General features: G+C 67.3%; 19 protein-coding genes. 13 read left to right on the forward strand and 6 right to left on the reverse strand.

Translation table 11 applies throughout. The features are described from left to right. Nucleotides 1-109 precede the first annotated feature (109 nt). Both ACQP1V_RS06345 and ACQP1V_RS06350 read left to right on the forward strand, forming a co-directional pair. Entirely contained in the window at nucleotides 110-463 is a 354-nt protein-coding gene (locus tag ACQP1V_RS06345) for an HAD hydrolase-like protein (RefSeq protein WP_433425768.1), read from the forward strand. A gap of 747 nt (nucleotides 464-1210) precedes the next feature. Then, the gene (locus ACQP1V_RS06350; protein WP_433419785.1) at nucleotides 1211-1606 is read left to right on the forward strand and encodes a hypothetical protein; all 396 of its coding nucleotides are present in this window, start codon (nucleotides 1211-1213) and stop codon (nucleotides 1604-1606) included. A 225-nt stretch (nucleotides 1607-1831) separates the two neighbouring features. On the opposite strand, the gene ACQP1V_RS06355 is transcribed toward ACQP1V_RS06350, so the two are convergent. Continuing rightward, nucleotides 1832-2821, reverse strand: a complete 990-nt coding sequence (locus ACQP1V_RS06355) for a helix-turn-helix transcriptional regulator (protein WP_433419788.1) — start codon at nucleotides 2819-2821, stop codon at nucleotides 1832-1834. 119 nt (nucleotides 2822-2940) lie between these two features. Here ACQP1V_RS06355 and ACQP1V_RS06360 point away from each other — a divergent pair, with 119 nt between their 5' ends. Continuing rightward, the gene (locus ACQP1V_RS06360; protein WP_433419791.1) at nucleotides 2941-4071 is read left to right on the forward strand and encodes a WD40/YVTN/BNR-like repeat-containing protein; all 1131 of its coding nucleotides are present in this window, start codon (nucleotides 2941-2943) and stop codon (nucleotides 4069-4071) included. A 13-nt stretch (nucleotides 4072-4084) separates the two neighbouring features. Here the strand turns inward: ACQP1V_RS06360 and ACQP1V_RS06365 are convergent, their stop codons facing one another. Continuing rightward, on the reverse strand, nucleotides 4085-4291 hold the full coding sequence (locus ACQP1V_RS06365; RefSeq protein ID WP_433419793.1) for a hypothetical protein: 207 nt from the start codon (nucleotides 4289-4291) through the stop codon (nucleotides 4085-4087). Between the two features lie 184 nt (nucleotides 4292-4475). After that, nucleotides 4476-5321, reverse strand: coding sequence for a trypsin-like serine protease (locus ACQP1V_RS06370; protein ID WP_387407981.1), 846 nt, complete (start codon nucleotides 5319-5321; stop codon nucleotides 4476-4478). 469 nt (nucleotides 5322-5790) lie between these two features. Here ACQP1V_RS06370 and ACQP1V_RS06375 point away from each other — a divergent pair, with 469 nt between their 5' ends. Together ACQP1V_RS06375 and ACQP1V_RS06380 are read left to right on the forward strand one after the other, a co-directional pair. Then, nucleotides 5791-6258, forward strand: coding sequence for a carboxymuconolactone decarboxylase family protein (locus ACQP1V_RS06375; protein WP_433419796.1), 468 nt, complete (start codon nucleotides 5791-5793; stop codon nucleotides 6256-6258). Between the two features lie 46 nt (nucleotides 6259-6304). Continuing rightward, nucleotides 6305-7291, forward strand: a complete 987-nt coding sequence (locus ACQP1V_RS06380) for an NAD-dependent epimerase/dehydratase family protein (protein WP_433419799.1) — start codon at nucleotides 6305-6307, stop codon at nucleotides 7289-7291. A gap of 359 nt (nucleotides 7292-7650) precedes the next feature. On the opposite strand, the gene ACQP1V_RS06385 is transcribed toward ACQP1V_RS06380, so the two are convergent. Next, nucleotides 7651-8484, reverse strand: a complete 834-nt coding sequence (locus ACQP1V_RS06385) for a phosphatase PAP2 family protein (RefSeq protein WP_433419802.1) — start codon at nucleotides 8482-8484, stop codon at nucleotides 7651-7653. Between the two features lie 556 nt (nucleotides 8485-9040). Between ACQP1V_RS06385 and ACQP1V_RS06390 the strand changes: the two genes are divergently transcribed. Both ACQP1V_RS06390 and ACQP1V_RS06395 read left to right on the forward strand, forming a co-directional pair. Beyond that, a complete protein-coding gene (locus tag ACQP1V_RS06390; RefSeq protein WP_433419805.1) occupies nucleotides 9041-9580 on the forward strand; it encodes an RNA polymerase sigma factor in 540 nt (179 codons plus the stop codon). Further along, nucleotides 9577-10509, forward strand: a complete 933-nt coding sequence (locus ACQP1V_RS06395; protein WP_433419808.1) for a hypothetical protein — start codon at nucleotides 9577-9579, stop codon at nucleotides 10507-10509. The genes ACQP1V_RS06390 and ACQP1V_RS06395 overlap by 4 nt, the downstream gene beginning before the upstream one ends. Before the next feature lie 215 nt (nucleotides 10510-10724). Here the strand turns inward: ACQP1V_RS06395 and sigJ are convergent, their stop codons facing one another. Continuing rightward, nucleotides 10725-11669, reverse strand: a complete 945-nt coding sequence (sigJ, locus tag ACQP1V_RS06400) for an RNA polymerase sigma factor SigJ (protein WP_433419810.1) — start codon at nucleotides 11667-11669, stop codon at nucleotides 10725-10727. Nucleotides 11670-11862: 193 nt separating this feature from the next. Here sigJ and ACQP1V_RS06405 point away from each other — a divergent pair, with 193 nt between their 5' ends. The 6 genes from ACQP1V_RS06405 to ACQP1V_RS06430 all read left to right on the forward strand — a co-directional run bounded on the left by ACQP1V_RS06405 (nucleotide 11863) and on the right by ACQP1V_RS06430 (nucleotide 17687). After that, nucleotides 11863-13002 carry an amidohydrolase family protein gene (locus ACQP1V_RS06405; protein ID WP_433419813.1) on the forward strand — a complete coding sequence of 380 codons (1140 nt, stop codon included), beginning with the start codon at nucleotides 11863-11865 and terminating at the stop codon, nucleotides 13000-13002. 126 nt (nucleotides 13003-13128) lie between these two features. Continuing rightward, nucleotides 13129-13602 (forward strand): hypothetical protein, encoded by a 474-nt coding sequence (locus tag ACQP1V_RS06410; RefSeq protein WP_433419816.1) that lies wholly within the window; start codon nucleotides 13129-13131, stop codon nucleotides 13600-13602. 289 nt (nucleotides 13603-13891) lie between these two features. Then, entirely contained in the window at nucleotides 13892-14755 is an 864-nt protein-coding gene (locus tag ACQP1V_RS06415) for a hypothetical protein (RefSeq protein ID WP_433419818.1), read from the forward strand. A gap of 672 nt (nucleotides 14756-15427) precedes the next feature. Beyond that, nucleotides 15428-16201, forward strand: a complete 774-nt coding sequence (locus ACQP1V_RS06420) for an SDR family NAD(P)-dependent oxidoreductase (RefSeq protein WP_433419821.1) — start codon at nucleotides 15428-15430, stop codon at nucleotides 16199-16201. A gap of 50 nt (nucleotides 16202-16251) precedes the next feature. Then, nucleotides 16252-16377, forward strand: a complete 126-nt coding sequence (locus tag ACQP1V_RS06425) for a hypothetical protein (protein WP_433419824.1) — start codon at nucleotides 16252-16254, stop codon at nucleotides 16375-16377. Then, a complete protein-coding gene (locus tag ACQP1V_RS06430; RefSeq protein ID WP_433419826.1) occupies nucleotides 16374-17687 on the forward strand; it encodes an MFS transporter in 1314 nt (437 codons plus the stop codon). Before ACQP1V_RS06425 ends, ACQP1V_RS06430 begins: the two co-directional genes overlap by 4 nt. A gap of 63 nt (nucleotides 17688-17750) precedes the next feature. Here ACQP1V_RS06430 and ACQP1V_RS06435 read toward each other — a convergent pair whose 3' ends face one another. Beyond that, nucleotides 17751-18542 carry a class I SAM-dependent methyltransferase gene (locus ACQP1V_RS06435; RefSeq protein WP_433419828.1) on the reverse strand — a complete coding sequence of 264 codons (792 nt, stop codon included), beginning with the start codon at nucleotides 18540-18542 and terminating at the stop codon, nucleotides 17751-17753. Between the last annotated feature and the right edge of the window lie 44 nt (nucleotides 18543-18586).

Raw genomic sequence — 18586 nt, forward strand, 5'->3', positions numbered from 1 at the left:
ACCCCTTCCCGGCCGATCCACAGATCTCAAGCATTGCTCTTTGCCCCGAGGTCCTTGCTCTGTAGCGGCCAAGCGCTGGGGCGTGACTCTCGCCGAGGGCGGATGAGCGATCGGTGACAGCCTCACCGCCGACATAGCCAGCGGACGCGCCGCCGGTCTCCGTACGATCTGGATCGACCAGGGCCCTGACCCCGAGCACGAGTACAACACCGATCACGTGGTCGGCAACGTGCCACGGCGATCCTTCGCGAGCACGGGTAGCGGGGCGCGACACATACGCGAAATGATCAAGGAGGGATCGACAGCCCTCGACGGCATACGCCGAGGTGGAGGGCATCGACACCCTGAGGTGACAACCGCTCTCCTAAGGCGGGTGTCCAATCAGGCTGCCGCGCGGCTTCCGGTCCTCGGGCCTGGCGGCCCTGCGGTCCGGGTCCACTTGGCATCGGGACACCGTGGCTGATCGCCGTTGGGTGCATGATGACCGCTGATCTTGCTAACGCCGGTGCTAACAACGGTACTGGACACCTGTGGACGAGGATGGAATCCCGGAGGCAGGACATCCCTCCTGAACGGGTCCCTGTGTCGTATGTGGACGCTCGTGGACGAGTCGATTACTCCTTGTAAACAGAAGGTCTGGGGTTCGATTCCCCAAGGCGGCTCTTGTAGTGAAGAGCCCCTTGCGATCATCGCAGGGGGCTTTTCGAGTCTCCGTGGCAGCTGAGGACGTTGCTGTAGTTCGCTGCGTCGAGGCTCTGGCTCAGCCGGTCGAGTGCCTTCTGTCTCCCCAAGTAGAGGAGCCCAGCCGGGTGGACGGATCTCGATGGCCTCATGGTCCCGAACGGGTCACATTTCGAACATGACCCCGGATGGGCAGTCACACACCACGTAGACAGGGACATGTGCGCCGACTTGCGCTGCTCATGCTGGCATCCTTGCTGGCTCTCACCGCCTGCGCGCAGGACCCCTCGGTCATAAACGCGCGAGAGCAGGCTGACGAGGTCGCCCAAAAACTCACCCGTTACCTCGCATGGGTCCCGGAAGATGTCGGCTATTCGCTGACCCGCGACAAGAGGGTCGAGGTATTTGACGTCTCTGGGACTAAATTCAGCCTCGACAACCCCGGCCGAGTCCTGATCCGTGTCCACGGTAAGGGCTGGAAGTACGAGACCTCATCTTCGTCGCAGGTACTCCCACGCCTGAGGTCGTCATGTGCTTTGAGATCACGGTCTCCTACTCCGATGCTGATGTCGATGAGGTCGACTGCCCCGCTGGTCGGCCCGGCACCTTCCGGCCCCCACCTCGACTACCAGCCGCGGCGTTCGAACAGCTGAAGAAGCATCTGCCCAGAAAGCTTGACTTGGTTGCGGCCGAGCGTGTGGTGCTGGGTCTGGACTTGGACCCGCGCATCAGAGGAGACGTGCGGCAAATCAACGGAGTGATCGGTGTCGCGGTGCGCGAGGGGCCGGGCAGTTGCCTGTTCGCCCGGGTCAAGCCGCCCGAGGTGGAGGTCTGGCACCCATCGCCCATCCAGGTCATGCCGGGCGAAGGCGAGTGCAGCGCTGCTGAGGCCGCCAACGGATACGCACAGCGGCCTCCACACTGATCAAGAACGCGTCAGCCATCGCCCCATCGACGCTATCTCGGGGAAATGATCTCCATCGCATTGGCTTCGCCGCAGGCCAGGACTACTCACGGTTGGGCGCACGGATGCCGGGACGGGTGGGAGTGGCGTGCGGTGCCCTACTCGGCGGCCCGCCGCGGTGGTCAACCCCGATCTCTCCGCAACGGAGCACGGCGCACGCCGGGCGGCCCGGTCACGCCACGGCGGTCAGGAATCCGCGTCCCACCAGCCGCGCCGCGCCGCGAGCAGGCCGGCCTGGAAGCGGGTGCGGGCGCCGAGCCGGTCCATCAGCTCGCTGACCCTCCGGTGCACGGTGCGCAGGCTCACCCCCAGCTGGCGCGCGACCGCCTCGTCCTTGAGCCCGGCCGCGAGCAACACGAACAGCTCGGGATCCGGCAGGTCCGCCGGGCGGGCCCGCGCGTCGAAGATCGGCAGCGGCAACGCCGACCGCCACAGGACCTCGAACAGGGTGACCAGCGCGTCGAGCAGCGACGAAGAGTGCACGATGACCGCGCTGTCCGCGTGGGCGGACGCGTCGGCGCTCAGCGGCAGGATGGCGGTCCTCCGGTCGGCGATGGCCAGCTTCATGGGCACATCGGGGCTGACCCTGGCCTGCTCTCCGGCCGCTGCCGACTCCTGAGCGAGGCGCAGCTTGCCGGGGATCTCCAGGGCCGAGGCGTCGTAGATACCGCGCACCAGGAGGCCGTGCGCGAGACGCTCCATCTCGGGGGCGTTTTGCTGTGAGGGGTCCTGCGCGTACGGTGGCCGGTCGAGCACTAGGAGCTCCTCGGTCGCGGTCTGCTGCAACTGCGTGAACCGCTGCACCACGGCCGCCTGCCCCTGCACGACCTCGACCAGTTCCTCGGGGGCCAGGTTCTCCGTTCGCGGCGTCTCGGCCAGCAGAGCGAGCGCGGCCAGCCTGGCCTGGGCCAGCCCCTCCTCGCGGCGGGAGATGAGGGCGGCCACCGCCACGTCGGGCCTGGTCGGCACGTACCGGACCGGGCGCCCCGCCATGCGGCTGACCAGGCCGAGCGACTCGAGCCGCGAGCACGCCCGGCGCAGGGCCACCGTGGTGCGGCCGGTGTGCGCGGCCAGCTCGGGCAGCGTGGCGCGCGGCCGGCGCAGCAGGTCGCGGTAGATCTGCTCGTCCTCGGCATCCACCCCGACCGCCGCGAGCGCGTTGTCGTCCGCGTTCATGATCGACCAGTGTGTCAGATACCTGCAATGGCGTAAATCTGCCGCCATCAAACCTAGCCCGAACGTCGAACTCACCGATAGGAACGGACTCGTAAGACGTACCTGTCGGGGAGGCAGTGTTGAAGAAGGCATTCACCATCGGACTCGCGACCGCGCTGACGGTCCTGTCGGTTGCCACGCCCGCCGTAGCGAGGGACAAGCCCTCCGGCGACGGCTTCGAGGGCTTCGGTTGGAGCCAGCCGACCTGCCAGACGGTCGGCAGTGATGGTTCTGTGACGTATGCGTGGAACGACGGCAAGAAGATCGCGCCCACCAGCAAGCCGGTGCGGCCGATCGTCTACACCACGGGTCTCGTCGCGCTCGACAGTCCGAACCAGTTGCTGGCCATGTCCAACAAGCAGTTGTTGGCCTCGAACGACGCGGGCTGCACCTGGAGGGTGACCGGCGAGGTGAGCGGCTCGCACATCGAGCTGGTCGCGGCCCGGGGCGGCCGGGCCTACGCCTGGGACCGCGACGGCAACCTCGCGCTCACCACGCCCGAGGGCGTCACGCCGCTCACCGCGCCGGCCGGCGACCTGATCGGGCTCGGCGTGGACCGGAGTAACGGCGACCGCCTGCGGGTGTCCGACCTCGAAGGCCAGCTGTACGAGTCGCAGGACGGCGGGCGCACGTGGCAGCCCGTCGGGGTGCCGGCCTGGTCGCCGAGCGACACCCGCATGTCCTACACCGCGGTGTTCGACTCGCACGACCTGGACCACGTGGTGCTGGGCGCCTCGGACACCGGTGCCCGCGTCACCTTCGACGGCGGCCGCACGTGGGCCTCAGCCGAAGGGATGACCAAGCCCGGCGACAAGGTCAACGTGTTCAGTGCCGCGATCTCCCCGGCCGCCGGGAACGTCGTCTGGGCGATGGGGCTCAACCTGGCGGAGCTGGATGCCGGCGTGCCGTCCGGCGGCCGGCACATCTACCGCTCGGACGACGGAGGCAGGAACTTCACCCCCGTCGTGGACCAGGACCGGGCGGTCACGATTCCCAACGGGCCGCTGCTCGCCCCGCACCCGAAGGACGCGGACGTCCTCTACTTCGACTTCGGGACCGGATGGTCGTCGATCGGCACCGACATCTACAAGTACGAATCCCGTAAGAACCGCGTCACCATCAACCACAACTCCTACGACCGGGTCACCTCCATCGCCTTCAACCCCGCGCAGCCGAATGTGATGTACCTGGGAGTGGCCGAAGAGGTGTAGCGCCCGCACCCACTCAGACGCCAGGAGGCGACCCCGCGGCCCGCGGGGTCGCCTCCTGGCACGAGTTCTCGTGAAGTGCGGAGCTGAGCACGCAGACGGCCGTGACGAGGTTCTCGCCCAGCCGCCGCCACGACTGCTCAGTGTCGGCCGGGTCGGTCCGGCCCTCGGCCAGAGCTCCTTCCAGTTCGGCGCGCAGGTGCACGATCAGCAGGCGGATCATGGCCGCGGACCGGGTCGATCAGTCGCCCAGCGGTCCCACAGAGGCCTGCCGTCACCGGAGGGCACGCTGCCCAGCGGATCAGCGCACCGGCTCCCGTGATCGCGAAAAAGGTCCTCCCCATCTCTTCGCGGAGATGGGGAGGACCCGGCGTTTCCGTGCTAGACGGTTACAGACGGTGCGGTTGTCAGGCGAAGGTGGCGAGCCACTTCTGCACGCCGGGGATCTCGACGCGCTGGTAGCCGCCGAGGTAACGGCAGTTGTCCGTGTAGCCGTAGCTGGTCACGGTGACGACGTAGCCGTTGAGGAACCCGGGGCCGCCCGAGTCGCCGAAGCAGGTGCCGCCGGTGCCGTGCGTGTCGTTGGGGTTGCCGTTGGCCTGGAGGATCTGGTCCGTGAGCTTCTGCCCCTGAGATTCGGCGAAGCGGCGCAGCATCGGGTAGCTCATCGGCTGCGGCTTCTGGGGGCCGCCGTCCGGCTTGCGCACCTCGGTGCCGTACCCGACGAACGTGAAGATCGTCTTGTTGAGCAGCGGCTGCTTGTACTGGTCGAGGTAACGGGCGGGAGCGATCTTGGCTGGCGTGATTCCCGAGACCGGATTGTCGAGGACGATCACGCCCACGTCGTTCCAGTTATTCTTGTCCGTGAAGTCCGAGTACTCGGGGTGGGTGTAGGCCGTGCCGGAGAGGTAGCCGGCATTGGCGAGCTCCTTGGCCGTGTACCCCTTGCTCGGGTCCGCCGCTGCGGGGAACGGCGCGGGCGGCTGCTCGGCGATGACCGAGGTGAAGGTCACGAGCGTCTTGCCGAGAGTGCCCTGGGTGCAGTGGGCCGCGGTGAGCACCAGAGTCGGCGAGATGAGGGTGGCCGAACAGCGGAACCTGCCGTCCGGCTGGTAGAAGAGGATCAGGCCGACGTTGGGGTGCTTGTTACCGTCGGGTTCACCGCCGGTGACCGCAGACGCCGGCACCGCCAGGGACAGCATGGCGACGAGCGCGACGACGGCAGCCAGTACGGCGTGTCGAATAGTTCGCATTGGGGGGAGAGTCCTTTCTGTTCTGGATTTTGTTCCATGACTCTCTATGCGATGTCAAGCATGCGTTCGGGAACCGGCTACAAAAAGGGCGCGACTTGACGTGCGTCATTACTGTTGCCCTTCCTCCGGAGGTGCGACCGGCGTCAGTGTTTCCGGGGAACAGGCAGGCGGTGCCGGCCATGGCGTCCCGGCCTCGTCCCGTCGGCGTACAGCGATGGGCGCGACGCCGGCCACCGCAAGCTTTGCTCGGTCGAGGCGTCGTTGATCATGTCACTTCCGGGCGGTCGCCCTGGGAGGTAGAGCTTGTGCGCCGGCCGGGCGAGGATCGTGAAAATGGGGCCGCCGACATGTGTCCATTAACGAATGGTGAAGATTCGTGCCAGGGAGTGGACACGGCCTGTCCGAGGTAGATCATCCGAAGAATGGCATAAATCTCCCTCAACACGATGCCCCTGGCATCCTCGGCCTCATGATCTACCGGCCTGAGACGGCCGGTCCCCTCAACGAACTCACCGAACTGCTGCTCGCCGGCGACAACACGCTGTCGCGTGGAGACCGCGAGCTCATCGCCGCTTACGTGTCGCGACTCAACAAATGCGACTTCTGCGGCACGATCCACGGCGTAATGGCTGCGAGGCAGCTTCCTGACGGCGCTTCACAGGTCGAGCAGGCCTGCACCAATCCGCATGCCGCGGATGTGACGCCAAAGATGCGGGCTTTGCTGGATATCGCGGCGCTCGTGCAGCAAAGCGGCCGAGCCGTAACCCAGGAGGCGGTTGATGCGGCGCGGACCGCGGGTGCCACCGACCCGGAGATCCACGACACGGTGGAAACGCCGGCCGTCTGTTCGTCCGGACGAGTGCCGCTCTCCACTTCGATCAGGGCAAGGTGTATCGCCGACATCGGGTCCGCTGTCAGCGCATCAGGTCCGCTTTGAGTGAATCCGTCTGGGTGTTCGGTGTTCGCGGTGCTTGGGTGTCGGGATGGAGATCTTGATTCTGGGCGGTACAGCGTGGGTGGGCCGAGAGCTGTCACGGCAGGCGATCGAACGTGGTCATCGGGTGACGTGCCTCGCTCGCGGCGAAAGCGGATCGGTCGCGGAGGGGGCGACGCTGGTGGCCGCCGACCGGCGCGATCCTTCGGCGTACGAACCATTGCTCGACCGCGAATGGGGTGCGGTCATTGAGGTGTCATGGCAGCCGGGCTTCGTTCGCGGGGCGCTCGACGCGCTGGGTGGCAGGGCCAGGCACTGGGCCTATGTCTCATCCGTCAGTGCCTACGCCTCCCACGCCATGCCGGACGCGGACGAGTCCACGGCCCTGCTCGCTCCGGCCGATCAAGGCGAGGTCGACCGCGCGCTGTACGGCGAGGCGAAGGTCGCCTGCGAGCAGGCGTCGGCGGCCGCGGTGGGCGACCGCCTTCTCATCGCACGCGCCGGTCTCATCGGTGGCCCGGGTGATCACAGCGGACGCTCCGGCTATTGGGTGGCCCGTGCCGCACGCGATCCGCAAGGGCCGATGCTGGTACCCGACGCACCGGCGACGCCGACACAGGCAATCGACGCGAGGGACCTCGCGGCCTGGCTGCTCGACGCCGCGGAGACGGGGGTCGTCGGCACATACGACGCTGTCGGTCCGGTCGTTCCGTTCGCAGAGTGGATCGAGCTGTCCCGCGCTATCGGCGGGCACACCGGTCCGGTGGTCACCGCCGACTCGGCGTGGCTGCTCGCGAACGGCGTGGCCGAGTACATGGGGGCCGAGTCGCTGCCGATGTGGCTGGTCGAGCCGGGCTGGGAAGGATTCTCAGCCCGGAGCGGGGCTGCGGCTCGCGCCGTGGGGCTCCGTCATCGGCCCCGGGCGGAAATGCTGACCGACACGCTGTTGTGGGAACGTGAGCAGGGTCTGGACCGGGCAAGACGCTCCGGCCTCAGTGGCCAGCGCGAGCGCGAGTTGCTCGACGCTCTCGGCTGACGGCTTGTGACCCTCGTACGAAGGCTGAGCCTGACCTTGTGGTGCTGAGATGGGGTGCGAAGGCAGCCCAACTTGGGAGCCACCATGCTGAATCGTTTGGGGACCTTGTGAACAGAAGGTCTGGGGGTTCGGTTCCCCAAGGCGGCTCCAGCTCAGAGGCCCCTTTCCGTGATCGGGAAGGGGCCTCTCGACGTCCGTACAGCAGCGGCGTACAGCTATGGGCTCGGATGGAGCCCAATCTGGTCGGGATTTTTGGACGGCGTACAGCTCATGGCCTGGATGATGGCCTCTACCTCAACGACCCATATTTTGGCTCTGACCCCGACGAATTAGCGCTCAGGACCACTGAGCGTGCAGCCTTAAGTCCGAATGCGGGATCTCGCCCCGCGCCGGCGTTCGACGAGGCGGCCCCACACTGATGCTGCGGCGATGGAGGCGACGAGCAACACGCCGCTCCCGACAATGTCGAGCACGTAATGGTTTCCCGTGACGAGCACGTCTGCCACCATGCCGAGCGGGAACACCCACGACAACAGCGCCAATCGCGGGTGAGAGGCCCGGAGGGCGGACCACACGGCATACGCGCACCACGCCGACCACCCCACGTGCAGACTGGGCATGGCCGAGTAGATATTCTGGCCGCTCCCGGTCCCCGGTGAGGGATGGCTCCCCAGGATGTCGTATTGAGCGATGATGTCGACGACACCCGGCAGGGCGAGCCGCGGGGGCGACATGGGCAGCGCCCAGAAGACCGGCAAAACGAGGACGATTATCGCGATAAGGGTCCGGCGGACCTTGATGTAGATATCGGCGTGCCAGACGAAAACCCATATCAGCACACCGACAAGCACGACGTAGTACAAGCGGTAGTAGTACACCGCCGGCTGGATCAGGGCCGGATGTTCGGTGAGCCACTCGTTCGCCATCAGCTCGATGTCCAAGTGAAGGGCGCGTTCGACGGACTGCAGGGCAAGAGCGTTGGCGGTGGCAGACGCGGCGTCCTTGCCGGCGAGGCCGTGAAAGTACGTGAAGAACAGAAACCCGAGCAGCAGAACAATCACTTCAACGAGCACGGCGGGGCGCCCATGCACGCCTCCGACAAGCGTGCTCGATCGGGCACGCTCGGTCAGGCGCGAAAATCGGCCGGTGGCAACTTCGCGCCGCGAGTCTCCGCGACCCGGCGGCGGGCTCATGCGGTCACCATAGCTGGCCATGATTTAGTAGTGGGCGTTCAATTTGCCAGGCCTTGGAGCCCGGTTCAACGTAACATTTTGATGTCGAGCGTCATTTGTGGATCGGCGTAATTGTGGAGCACGGCCCGAAGTCGCTCGCGGCCCGGACCAGTCCCGCAAAGTCACTCGATCGCCATCGAGGATCAGTACCACTGCTTGCCAGTGTTCTGGTCTCGTCGCTCATTGGAAGTGCTCCAAACCACCGTCGACATGATCGCCTCTGGCGGCAACGTCGCCGCTGGGGCGTACTCGCCCGAGGTGATGCGGTGGCGAAGCCGATCTCACCCTGTTCCCCTCGTGCCGACCCTCCCGCGTGGCCTGCTCGATCCGGTCGGCCGCCGGCACGGCACCCGCTTGTCGCCTGGCTGGCTCCAGCTCGTCGCGCAATTCCGCGGAGAAATGTGACCGCAGTCGCCGCATCGTCAGTGTTTTGCGGTGGCTGGTGATGTTCGTGAGCTTCGCGACATCTACCAGGTAGATGCGCAGATCGCAGCGGAACGCGAGGAGGGGACGGAGTGTGAGTGATGAGGCCAACTTCACCAGCATGTTCCAAGAGCACTACGAGGCGGTTCTCCGGTATACGTGGCGGCGAGTCGGTCCTGCCGATGCCGCGGATGTAGCCGCCGAGACGTTCAAGGTCGCATGGGAGAAGTACGACAGGGTCCCCCAGGATCAGCCGCTGCCCTGGCTGTATGCGACCGCCCGCAATCTCACATTGAACTTGATCAGACGGGACAACCGGCGAGACGCCATCGCCGATTCGCTGAACAAGGACTTGACGCGCCACGGCGCTGAAGAAGACCACGCTGCCACCCTCGCTGCTCGTCAAGCGGCGCTCGCCGCGCTGAACAGCTTGAGCGACGGAGATCGGGAGTTGGTGCTGTTGATGTCTTGGGAGGGACTTGATCTCCGTCAGGCCGCAGCGGTCGTGGGGTGTTCCAGGTCGACGGCCGCGATGCGCCTGCACCGCATACGCAGACGACTACGGCACCTGCTCGTGGAGGAGTCACAACCCATCACTGACCGGCAGCCGTCCTTTGGGAGGAGTGTCATATGACCAACGATCTCAAGCAGCTCAAGAGCTTGCTCCAGGCACATGATCCAGCCAGTCACGTGCGCGCGGACCCGGTAGCGATGTCTGCGGCTCTGGACGACATCATCGGCAAGACCACTCGGACCCCTCAGATGGCAAAGCGGCGCTGGCTCCGCAGACACTTGCTCACGCTGATTCCCGTCACCGCCGTACTGGTGGCAGCGACGGTCGTGCTGCCGATCATCATGCAACCCAGTGATGGAGGCCCTCTCGTCTTGGGACCGGCCAAAGCTCTGGCGTTCGCCAGGAACGGCGACTACATCGATGTCCGGATCGTGGATCCTGACGCCGACCCCCGGCGCTACCGCGAGGATTTCGCTGCGCACGGCCTGAACGTCGACCTACAGATGGAGCCCGCATCGCCAAGTCTCGTTGGCACGATGGTTTCGCTATCTTCTCCTGGAAAGATGATTATCTACAGCCCGGGTGGATTCGAAATAAAGGATCAGTACGGCAGCGACTGGATTAAAAGTATTGGGGGGACCGACTGCGGAAACGTGTGGTGCAAGGCCGGAGTGAGCATTCCCCTCAACCTGCGCGGTCCTGTCGCGATCGTCTTTGGCCGAGCCGCCCGGCCCGGCGAACGGTACGAAGTCGCGGGCGATCCGACCGCTCGCGGTGAGGCTCTAGAGAAAGTAGATCTGGCGAATCGGACGGTTGCCGAGGTCAAGCGCATACTGCGGCAGAGACACGTCACAATCGAGTCGTACCACGAGGAGAAGGCTCCTCCCGGGCCCTCCTCTCGTGATCCACACGGCTGGGATTACAGCGAGCATGTTCTCCAACCGGGAAGCGTCCCCGACACGTGGTACGTGCATGAGGCGTTCGGCGGCCCCTACAAGAACTCGGTAAGACTCGTCGTCGCATCCTGGCCCACGACCAATCCGCGGTGAGCGCCCCGACACTGACGGACTGCAGGTCAGCGTGGTCGCGTGGGGGTAGGTCTGGGGTTCGATTTCCCTAAAGCGACTCGGATGTTGAATGCCCCTGACCAGCGGGTTCGCGGTCAGGGGCGTTGTCTTTGTTCAGGCAAATCTGGGATTTCGCTGGCGGGAGGCCAGGCTTGTTGTCGCCTGTCGAGCTGTTCGAGCGAGCCCCCGAGGTGGTGTTACCGGTCGTCGATCCGGGTGAGTTTGTCGGGGTTGGTGACAGAGTAGATTCCACGCACGTGGTGGCTGTCGGGAGTCAGATCCAGTACCAGGACGGCGATCGGGGAGCCGCAGTCGAAGAGCACCGCTGAAGGGTCGCCGTTGACTCGCCGGTAGCGGATGTCGAGGTCGCGCGCGTTGGCGGCGACGGTCAGCAGGGTTTGGGCGACGGCGTCGCGGCCGTGGATGGGGTGCAGGCTGGTGGCCGGGCCCTTCCCGCCACCATCGGTCCACAGCGTCACATCTGGCGCGAGGATCTGGAGGAGGGCTTTCAGGTCGCCGCCGAGCGCGGCGGACATAAACCGTTCGGTCACCTCGCGGCGCAGGTGGGGGTCGGCGTGGTAGCGGGGGCGTCGGGCGTGGACGTGTTCGCGGGCGCGGTGCGCGAGCTGGCGCACCGCGGCGGGGCTGCGGCCGATCAGGTCGGCGATTTCGGTGTGGGCGTAGCCGAACACCTCGTGCAGCACGAAGACGGCGCGTTCGGCCGGGGTGAGGGTCTCCAGCACCACGAGCAGCGCCATCGAGGCGGAGTCGGCCCTGACCGCCGTGTCGGCGGCGTCGGCGGCGTCGCCGGCGCCGCCGGTGTCCGCCAGCGGGGTGACGACCGGCTCGGGTAGCCATTGCCCGACATAGGTCTCCTGCCGCCGGTCGATCTCCGCTCGTCTGGCCAGGGCCTGGTTCACCGAGACCCGAACCAGGTAGGCGCGGGGGTTGTCGACGTGCTCGGCGTTCCTCGCCCGGGTCCGGGTGGCCCAGGACAGCCAGGTTTCCTGCAGTACGTCCTCGGTGTCGGCGACGCTGCCGAGGATGTTGTAGACGACCGAGAACAGCAGTTCCCGGTGGCCGACAAAGATCTGCGTGGCGTGGTCGGCCGCCGCAACGTCGGCTGCCTGCCCCTTGGTCATGGTGGAGGCCTCCTTTCCAGGCTCGCATGGTGAGAGGTGCGCCGACTCCGCGAATGTGACACAGGCGAGGGTCAATGTGATCCATATCTCAGGTGCGGCTTGTCTTGTCACACTCGCGGGCCCGTCCCGCCTCTTGGATCACGTAACCGCCGAGGCGGCCCGTCTCGGCAATCTACGCAGACCAGGAGGACCGATGCGTACCCTGATCCGTGATGTGCGGGTGTTCGACGGTGAGCGGACCGTCCCGAGGGCCGACGTCCTCATAGACGGGGACCGGATCGCCGAGCCCGACGGCCACCCCGCCGACGTCGAGGTCGACGGATCCGGCAAGACCCTGCTTCCCGGCCTGATCGACGCGCACACCCACACCTTCGACGGCAGCCTCGCCCAGGCGCTGACCCACGGCGTCACCACCGAGTTGGACATGTTCTGCCTGCCCGGCAACCTGGCCCGCCAGCGTGAGTTGGCCGCCGGCAACGACGACGTGGCGGACCTGCGCAGCGCCGGGATGCTCGCCACCGCCCCGGGTGGGCACCCCAGTCAGCTGATGGCCGGGTTCGACGCCTCGACGCTGGAAGCGTTCGGTGATGCCGTAGGCGGGTTCGACACCGTTGCGGACCCCGGGCAGGCCAAGCGATTCGTCGAGGCGCGGCTGACCGAGGGGATCGACTACCTGAAGATCGTGGTCGACGACGGTGCGGTGCACGGTGCCCGGCTGCCGGCGCTGACGCGGCAGATCGTGGCCGCGCTGGTCGAGGCCGCCCACGCCAACGGGCTGACGACCATCGGCCACGCGATCACCGCACGGGAGGCCACGATCGCGCTGGACGCCGGCATCGACGGCCTGGCCCACGTGTACGCCGATACCGGGCCCGATGACCCGGCCGGGCACGAACTCGCCGCCCGGATCGCCGCACAGGGCGTGTTCGTGGTCACCACGTTGGCGTACTTCGAGGCGATCACCGGGCAGGCGGAGGCGGCGGACCACGCGCTGCCCGGCTGCGCCGACAACGCCGTCCACGCCGCCCGGACCCTGCACCAGGCCGGCGTATCGCTGCTGGCCGGAACCGATGCCAACCCGTTCGCCCCGGTACACGGTGCCGCCATGCACCGTGAACTCGCCCTGCTCACCGAAGCGGGGCTCAGCAACGCGGAGGCGCTCGCCGCGGCCACCAGCGTGCCCGCCCGCCACTTCGGGCTGGCCGACCGCGGTCATGTCGCCCCCGGACTACGCGCCGACCTCCTGCTCGTCGACGGCGACCCGACCCGCGACATCACCGCCACCGCTGCGATCGCCGAGGTGTGGCGCCGGGGCGTCCGCCAACCCCGCTAGATAAGGAGTCGGGCGCGGTGGTGGTACGAATCACGTGATCTCACGTGGAGCTACGGTGTGATGCATTCGAGGATGGCTGAAGCCGTACCTGTTGCGCGAATGTGCGGTGGCGCTAATCTCTCGATCATGGAGCGTTGGGTAATTGCGGTGCTTGTGGCCGCCTGTATCGGGTGGGGCGTTCTTTTCGTCGCTCCTCTCGCTCTCCTGGCATTGACCCATAGGTGCACCGCCGACGATGACCGGCTCGCCGTCTCTCTGGCCACGCTCAGCATTCTCGACGCTCATCCGACGGGCGCGACACCGCAGGAGGGGCGCAGTAGCTACTGCGAGAACGATGACCGGATAACGACGGTCATGCAGGACTACCGTTTTTCTGCTCCGAGAGCCGACGTGCGGTCCTTCTACCGAGAAATCGCGATCAAAGATGGGTGGACGCCCTATCCGGATGACGACGATGAAGGGGTGGGCTGCTTCGCCAAATCGGTCGGCGGGAGGAAGGTTGACCTATACCTGTCGTTCTCGGGCGAGATGAGAGAGGAGTACGACGATGGCTACAGGGTGTCCGTGAGCTCATCCCTGGATGGCAGAGGCTGGTGTTGACACCCGCGTGCTTTGAACGGTTCGGGCCCTACCGCCGATCGCGGGTGCGGAGCTGACGCCAACGGTCACGGTGGCGTCCGCCGCGCACCCGGCAGCCGTCCGCAGCCCTCGTCTGATCTGCCTCGTCGGAGACGACGGGCAGTCGTTCGAGGCGAATGGTGGCCGGTCTCGAACCGCGGAAGCGGCCGGCAACATTCGGGCGACTTCTGAAATCTCATGAACCATGAGATTTCGTACAGCTCTGGCGGCATTGCTCCTGACTAGCACAACACTGATCGGATCGCCGGCGGTGGCTGCCGCGCCGGTCACGATCGCGTACGCGCAGCGAACGCAGGCCTGGCAACTGGTGCTGACCAACGGAGACGTGGTGGAGGTGCCGGAGGCGCTCGCCAAGGCGCCCAAGGATGCGGTCAACGCCGGCGTGCGGGCGCCGTTCCTGGTCAGCGGGGATGGGAAGCATTTCCTTTATTTCCGGAAGTCGGATGGCCTGTTCGTCGAGCGGACGCTGAACGGCAAGGAAAAGGTGGTGTCACGGCGGCTCACGGCGTACACGATCTACGAGGAGTGGCCGATGGTGTCGGACGACGGCAGTTACGTGGTCACGTCGACCTCGGCGCCGGGGGTGGGGATCTTCGCGGACCTGCGGACGGGCAAGGTGCTGCCGCCTCCCGGGCACACGGACGCGTGGAGCTTCCTGGGGTTCAGCTCTGACGGCAAGCGGCTGCTGCTGGCAGAGGACGAGCGATTGACGGTGTTCGACCGAGGGCTGCGCGCCCGGATGCGGCTGAAGACGCGGCTGGCGCCGATGGCGCTGGCGAATGACTACGTCACGGCGGCAACGCCTGTCGGCACGTGGCCCAAGTATCGGAAGCTGCGCCTGCTCAACCTGCGTACCGGCCGCGCGAAGGGCACGGTGACCGTGCAGTTGCCGCGCGGGCGATACATCGACGACCTCGACTTCGATCAGGCGGGGCGCGTGATCGTCCGATCGAAGACCGGGACGGGGGTGGCGATCTACCGGGTCTCGACGGCGACCGGAACGGCGACGCTGCTGCGGACGATTGCCAGGCCTGATGCGGAGGCATGGGTGCTTCCGGGGGACGGCCCTTACGAGCCGTGGACGGAACGGAAAAGCAAGGCGTCTCAGGAATGAGGTGAGCTCGGCGCCGAATTGCCGGCTCTTCCGGGGCGAGCCGTGCCGGACAGCACGCACATATGTGGAAAGGCTGTTGGCCGACGCCCGATACGCGATAGGCGGGCGGTAGGCGAGAGACCCGGCCGCCGGATAATGTGCGAGTCCGTACGAGGTCGGGAGAAATCGGTGGCTTTGAGGGGGATTTCGGCGCAGGAGGCGGTCATCGGCCTGATGAGCTTCGCGTTCATGGAGATTCGCACTATGAGCTACCTTCGTGGTCAGACGCCCCAGGAGTGGCCCGACGGCCCAGAGGACTATCACGAGCAGATACGCGTGATCGCCGATATATGCCACAACTTTCCAGGAGATTTCAGGCCCGGAAGTAAACGGCGACGGGAGCGAAAGGCGATTGAGAGCCTGAGATTCTTCCTGCGGGGATCAAACGACCCGCGTGCTCAGTGGGTCCGTACCCGTCTTGACGTGCTTGGGTATGACTACCGACCGCTGCTCGGAAAAAAGTTAACACGCTGATGTCCGCGGTCACCTCATGACAACCCGCGGCGGCGTACGGACTCCTCCGCCCCAGGGCGAACCAGGCTCCTGTGAGGTCTTCGACCGAGCTCGGAACTGACTATTAAGCCGCACGCTACATCGTTTGGCCGCCGAGCCCGAGTGGCGTGGAATCGCCGCATGACACATACGGTTCGTGCCGCTACGAAGAAGACAGCGATCGTGACCGGGGCGGCTCGCGGCATCGGCGCCGCTGTGGCCCGGAGACTGGCGCGGGACGGCGTGGCGGTGGCGGTCATCGACCTGAACGAGGCGGACTGCGCCGACACCGTCGAGGCCATCGCCCGCGAAGGCGGTACGGCTCTCGCGATCGGGGCCGATGTCGCCGACGAAGGCCTGGTCGGGGAGGCCGTCGCGCGGGTCACCGCCGAGTTGGGGCCGCCGACGGTGCTGGTCAACAACGCCGGCGTCGGCCCGCGTGTCGACCTCGTGGAGATGGCGACCGAGCAGTGGGACATGGTCTTGGGGGTCAACCTGCGCGGCCCGTTCTTCCTCACCCGCGCCGTCGTCCCCCACATGATCGACGCGGGGTGGGGGCGCGTCGTCACCATGTCGAGCATCTCCGCGGTCGGAGACGCGGCCCGGGTGGACTACGCCAGCGCGAAGGCGGGGCTGATCGGCTTCACCAAGTCGCTCGCGCTCCAGCTTGGACGGCACGGTGTCACAGCCAACGCCATCGCGCCGGGCTTCATCGTGAGCGACATGACCCGTGCCTCGGCCCGGCGGCTCGGCCTGGAGTTCGAGGAGTTCCAGCGCAGGGCGGCGGAATCCATTCCGGTGGGCCGGGTCGGCCGGCCCGAGGACGTCGCGCACGCCGCTTCCTACCTGGTCAGTCCGGCGGCGGGCTTCGTCTCGGGGCAGGTCCTCTACGTCGCCGGCGGACCGGTGGACTGAGGCGGCCAGCCCGGGCGGGAAGATTATATAAGTACTGTTATATTAGCGCTATGACATCACCGGATCCCGTGGCGTCGCCCGAGCCGCTGGGACGCCGTTCCTCGCGCGACCGGATCCTCGCCCACCTCGGCGGAGCGTTCACCGCCTCCGCGGCCGCGCCGGAGCCACGTCCGTGACCTGGCGTGAGCGGCTCATGGACGTCCGTCCGCTCCGCTCCAGCCGGCCGTTCCGCGAGTTGTGGCTCGGGTCGTCGCTCGGCTCGCTCGGTCACCAGATCGCGACCGTGGCCGTGCTGGCGCAGGTCTGGGAGCTGACGCACAGCCCGCTCTGGACGGGCGCCATCGGCCTCGCGTCCGGCGTGCCGCTGATGCTCCTCGGACTGGTCGGCGGATCGCTGGCCGACGCCCTCGACCGCAAGGCGCTCGTCCGGGTCACCACCGCGGGCCAGCTTGTGATGGGCGCCGGGCTCGTCGCACAGGCAGCGGCCGGCAACCGGTCCGTCCTGCTGCTGCTCGCCCTGATCGCCGCGGAGTCGGGCTGCTCGGCGCTCGGAGCCCCCGCACGGCGTACCTTCCCCGTCCGGCTGCTCCCCGCCGACCAGGTCGCCGCCGGACTCGCCCTGCAGAACGTCGTCTTCCAGGCGTCCATGCTCGTCGGGCCCGCGCTCGGCGGCGTGCTGCTGGCCCAGTGGGGGTATTCCGTCGCGTACGCGGTCCAGGCGCTCGCCGAGGCCGCGTCGCTGATCGCCGTGATCCGGCTGCCCGCGATGCCCGCCCTGAAGGGTGACGACCTGCCCGCGAGCGATGGGAGGGGCGGGCGCCGCCGGCCGGCGCAAGGGGGCTGGCAGATCATCCTGCGGCGCCCCACCCTGTGGGGAAGCTTCGCGACCGATCTCGCCGCGACCCTGCTGGCGATGCCGATCGCACTCTTTCCGCTGATCAACGAGGTCCGCTTCGACGGCAACCCGCGCACGCTCGGGCTCTTTCTCTCCGCGATCGCCGTCGGCGGGCTCGGCGCCGGTCTGTTCTCCGGGACCGTCACCCGGCTACGGCGAAGCGGCGTCGTCCAGCTCGCGGCCGCCGCGGTCTGGGGGCTCGCCCTCGCCGCTTTCGGCCTGGCCGGGCCGCTGTGGCTCGCCCTCGGTTGCCTCGCGATCGCCGGTGCCGCCGACACCGTCTCCGTGGTCACCCGAGGCGCGCTGGTCCAGTTGGAGACCCCCGACCGGTATCGCGGGCGGGTCGCCTCGGTCGAGCACGTCATCGGCTCGGCCGGCCCGCAGGTCGGCAACTTCCGTGGTGGCCTGCTCGCCTCCGTCACCTCCGCGCCCGTGGCACTCCTGGTGGGCGGCCTGACCGCCACGCTGGCCGTCGTCGCGGTGGCGCTGGTCAACCGCCCGCTGCGCGACTACCGCACCCCGTCCGAGTTTGAGGAGCCGCCCTCCGCGACCCCGGACCAGGCGATGGCCGCCACCGCCGACCCTGGGTGAGCCTCAGGACGGACCCGAGGCCCACGATGAACGGCCTGCCGGTGCTGCCGGACGCCAGCGAGGTCAGCGGCGGGGCACGGTGCCGATCAGTTGGAACAGCCGGGCGATGTGCTTGTACGGCGCGCGATCGGTGACGGCCAACTCCAGGCGCTCAAGCTCGGCGTAGAACGCAGGGGCGTGCTTGCGTTCGTCGTCCGGGATGTAGTCGCAGAAGCCGCGGATGCCGTAGTGGCTGACGGCCGGGCAGCCGAGATCCGCAAGGTGGCGGGTGATCTCCTCGGCGGTGTAGAGCGTCAACGTCGCGCCGAAGGTGTGGCTCCGCGTCCGGTCGGCGTCGAGCGCCTCGTACGCGGGGCCCGGGTCCGACTGCCTGGCCGCCACTGTGAGGGGCTCCGAGTGCCGGTTGACCGCCATGATGGAGAAGTGTCCGCCGGGTCGCAGAGGTTCGAGGGCCGCGGCGAGAGTGGCGCCCACGTCGGCCACATACTGCAGCAGGTTGTGGCAGAGCACGACGTCGAACTCCGCCGCGGCGATGCCGGACGGGAGTGCCATGACATCGGCCTCGACGCAGGAGATCCTCTCGGGCAGGCCCGCGGCCGCCGCCCGTCGGACGGCGACCTCCAGCATGGCCGGGTCGCGGTCCACGATCGTCACGTGATGGCCGCGCGCGGCGAGGCGGACGGCGTCGCCGCCGTCGCCGCCCGCGAGATCCAGCACTCTCAGCGGTCCCGGGCCGAGCTCAATGAGGTGGCGGACCAGGTTGGCCTCCGCGACCGCGTAGCGCAACCGGCCCCACGGAGCCTCTTGCCAACGCTGCCAGGCGGTCGGGTCGAATTTCCGCGGTGCTGCCGACATCGGGCGAAGATACCGCCCGGTGGTCTCTTCCCGCCTGCTCGAAC

Source organism: Microtetraspora malaysiensis (genome assembly GCF_050947145.1).
Lineage (GTDB): Bacteria > Actinomycetota > Actinomycetes > Streptosporangiales > Streptosporangiaceae > Microtetraspora_A > Microtetraspora_A malaysiensis.

Excerpts from the sequence above, each read along its gene's own strand:
- ACQP1V_RS06350 (WP_433419785.1), top strand. The coding sequence starts at position 1,211 with ATGTGCTTTGAGATCACGGTCTCCTACTCCGATGCTGATGTCGATGAG.
- ACQP1V_RS06355 (WP_433419788.1), bottom strand. The coding sequence starts at position 2,821 with ATGAACGCGGACGACAACGCGCTCGCGGCGGTCGGGGTGGATGCCGAG.
- ACQP1V_RS06365 (WP_433419793.1), bottom strand. The coding sequence starts at position 4,291 with ATGATCCGCCTGCTGATCGTGCACCTGCGCGCCGAACTGGAAGGAGCT.
- ACQP1V_RS06370 (WP_387407981.1), bottom strand. The coding sequence starts at position 5,321 with ATGCGAACTATTCGACACGCCGTACTGGCTGCCGTCGTCGCGCTCGTC.
- ACQP1V_RS06375 (WP_433419796.1), top strand. The coding sequence starts at position 5,791 with ATGATCTACCGGCCTGAGACGGCCGGTCCCCTCAACGAACTCACCGAA.
- ACQP1V_RS06380 (WP_433419799.1), top strand. The coding sequence starts at position 6,305 with ATGGAGATCTTGATTCTGGGCGGTACAGCGTGGGTGGGCCGAGAGCTG.
- ACQP1V_RS06385 (WP_433419802.1), bottom strand. The coding sequence starts at position 8,484 with ATGAGCCCGCCGCCGGGTCGCGGAGACTCGCGGCGCGAAGTTGCCACC.
- ACQP1V_RS06395 (WP_433419808.1), top strand. The coding sequence starts at position 9,577 with ATGACCAACGATCTCAAGCAGCTCAAGAGCTTGCTCCAGGCACATGAT.
- sigJ (WP_433419810.1), bottom strand. The coding sequence starts at position 11,669 with ATGACCAAGGGGCAGGCAGCCGACGTTGCGGCGGCCGACCACGCCACG.
- ACQP1V_RS06405 (WP_433419813.1), top strand. The coding sequence starts at position 11,863 with ATGCGTACCCTGATCCGTGATGTGCGGGTGTTCGACGGTGAGCGGACC.
- ACQP1V_RS06410 (WP_433419816.1), top strand. The coding sequence starts at position 13,129 with ATGGAGCGTTGGGTAATTGCGGTGCTTGTGGCCGCCTGTATCGGGTGG.
- ACQP1V_RS06420 (WP_433419821.1), top strand. The coding sequence starts at position 15,428 with ATGACACATACGGTTCGTGCCGCTACGAAGAAGACAGCGATCGTGACC.
- ACQP1V_RS06425 (WP_433419824.1), top strand. The coding sequence starts at position 16,252 with ATGACATCACCGGATCCCGTGGCGTCGCCCGAGCCGCTGGGACGCCGT.
- ACQP1V_RS06435 (WP_433419828.1), bottom strand. The coding sequence starts at position 18,542 with ATGTCGGCAGCACCGCGGAAATTCGACCCGACCGCCTGGCAGCGTTGG.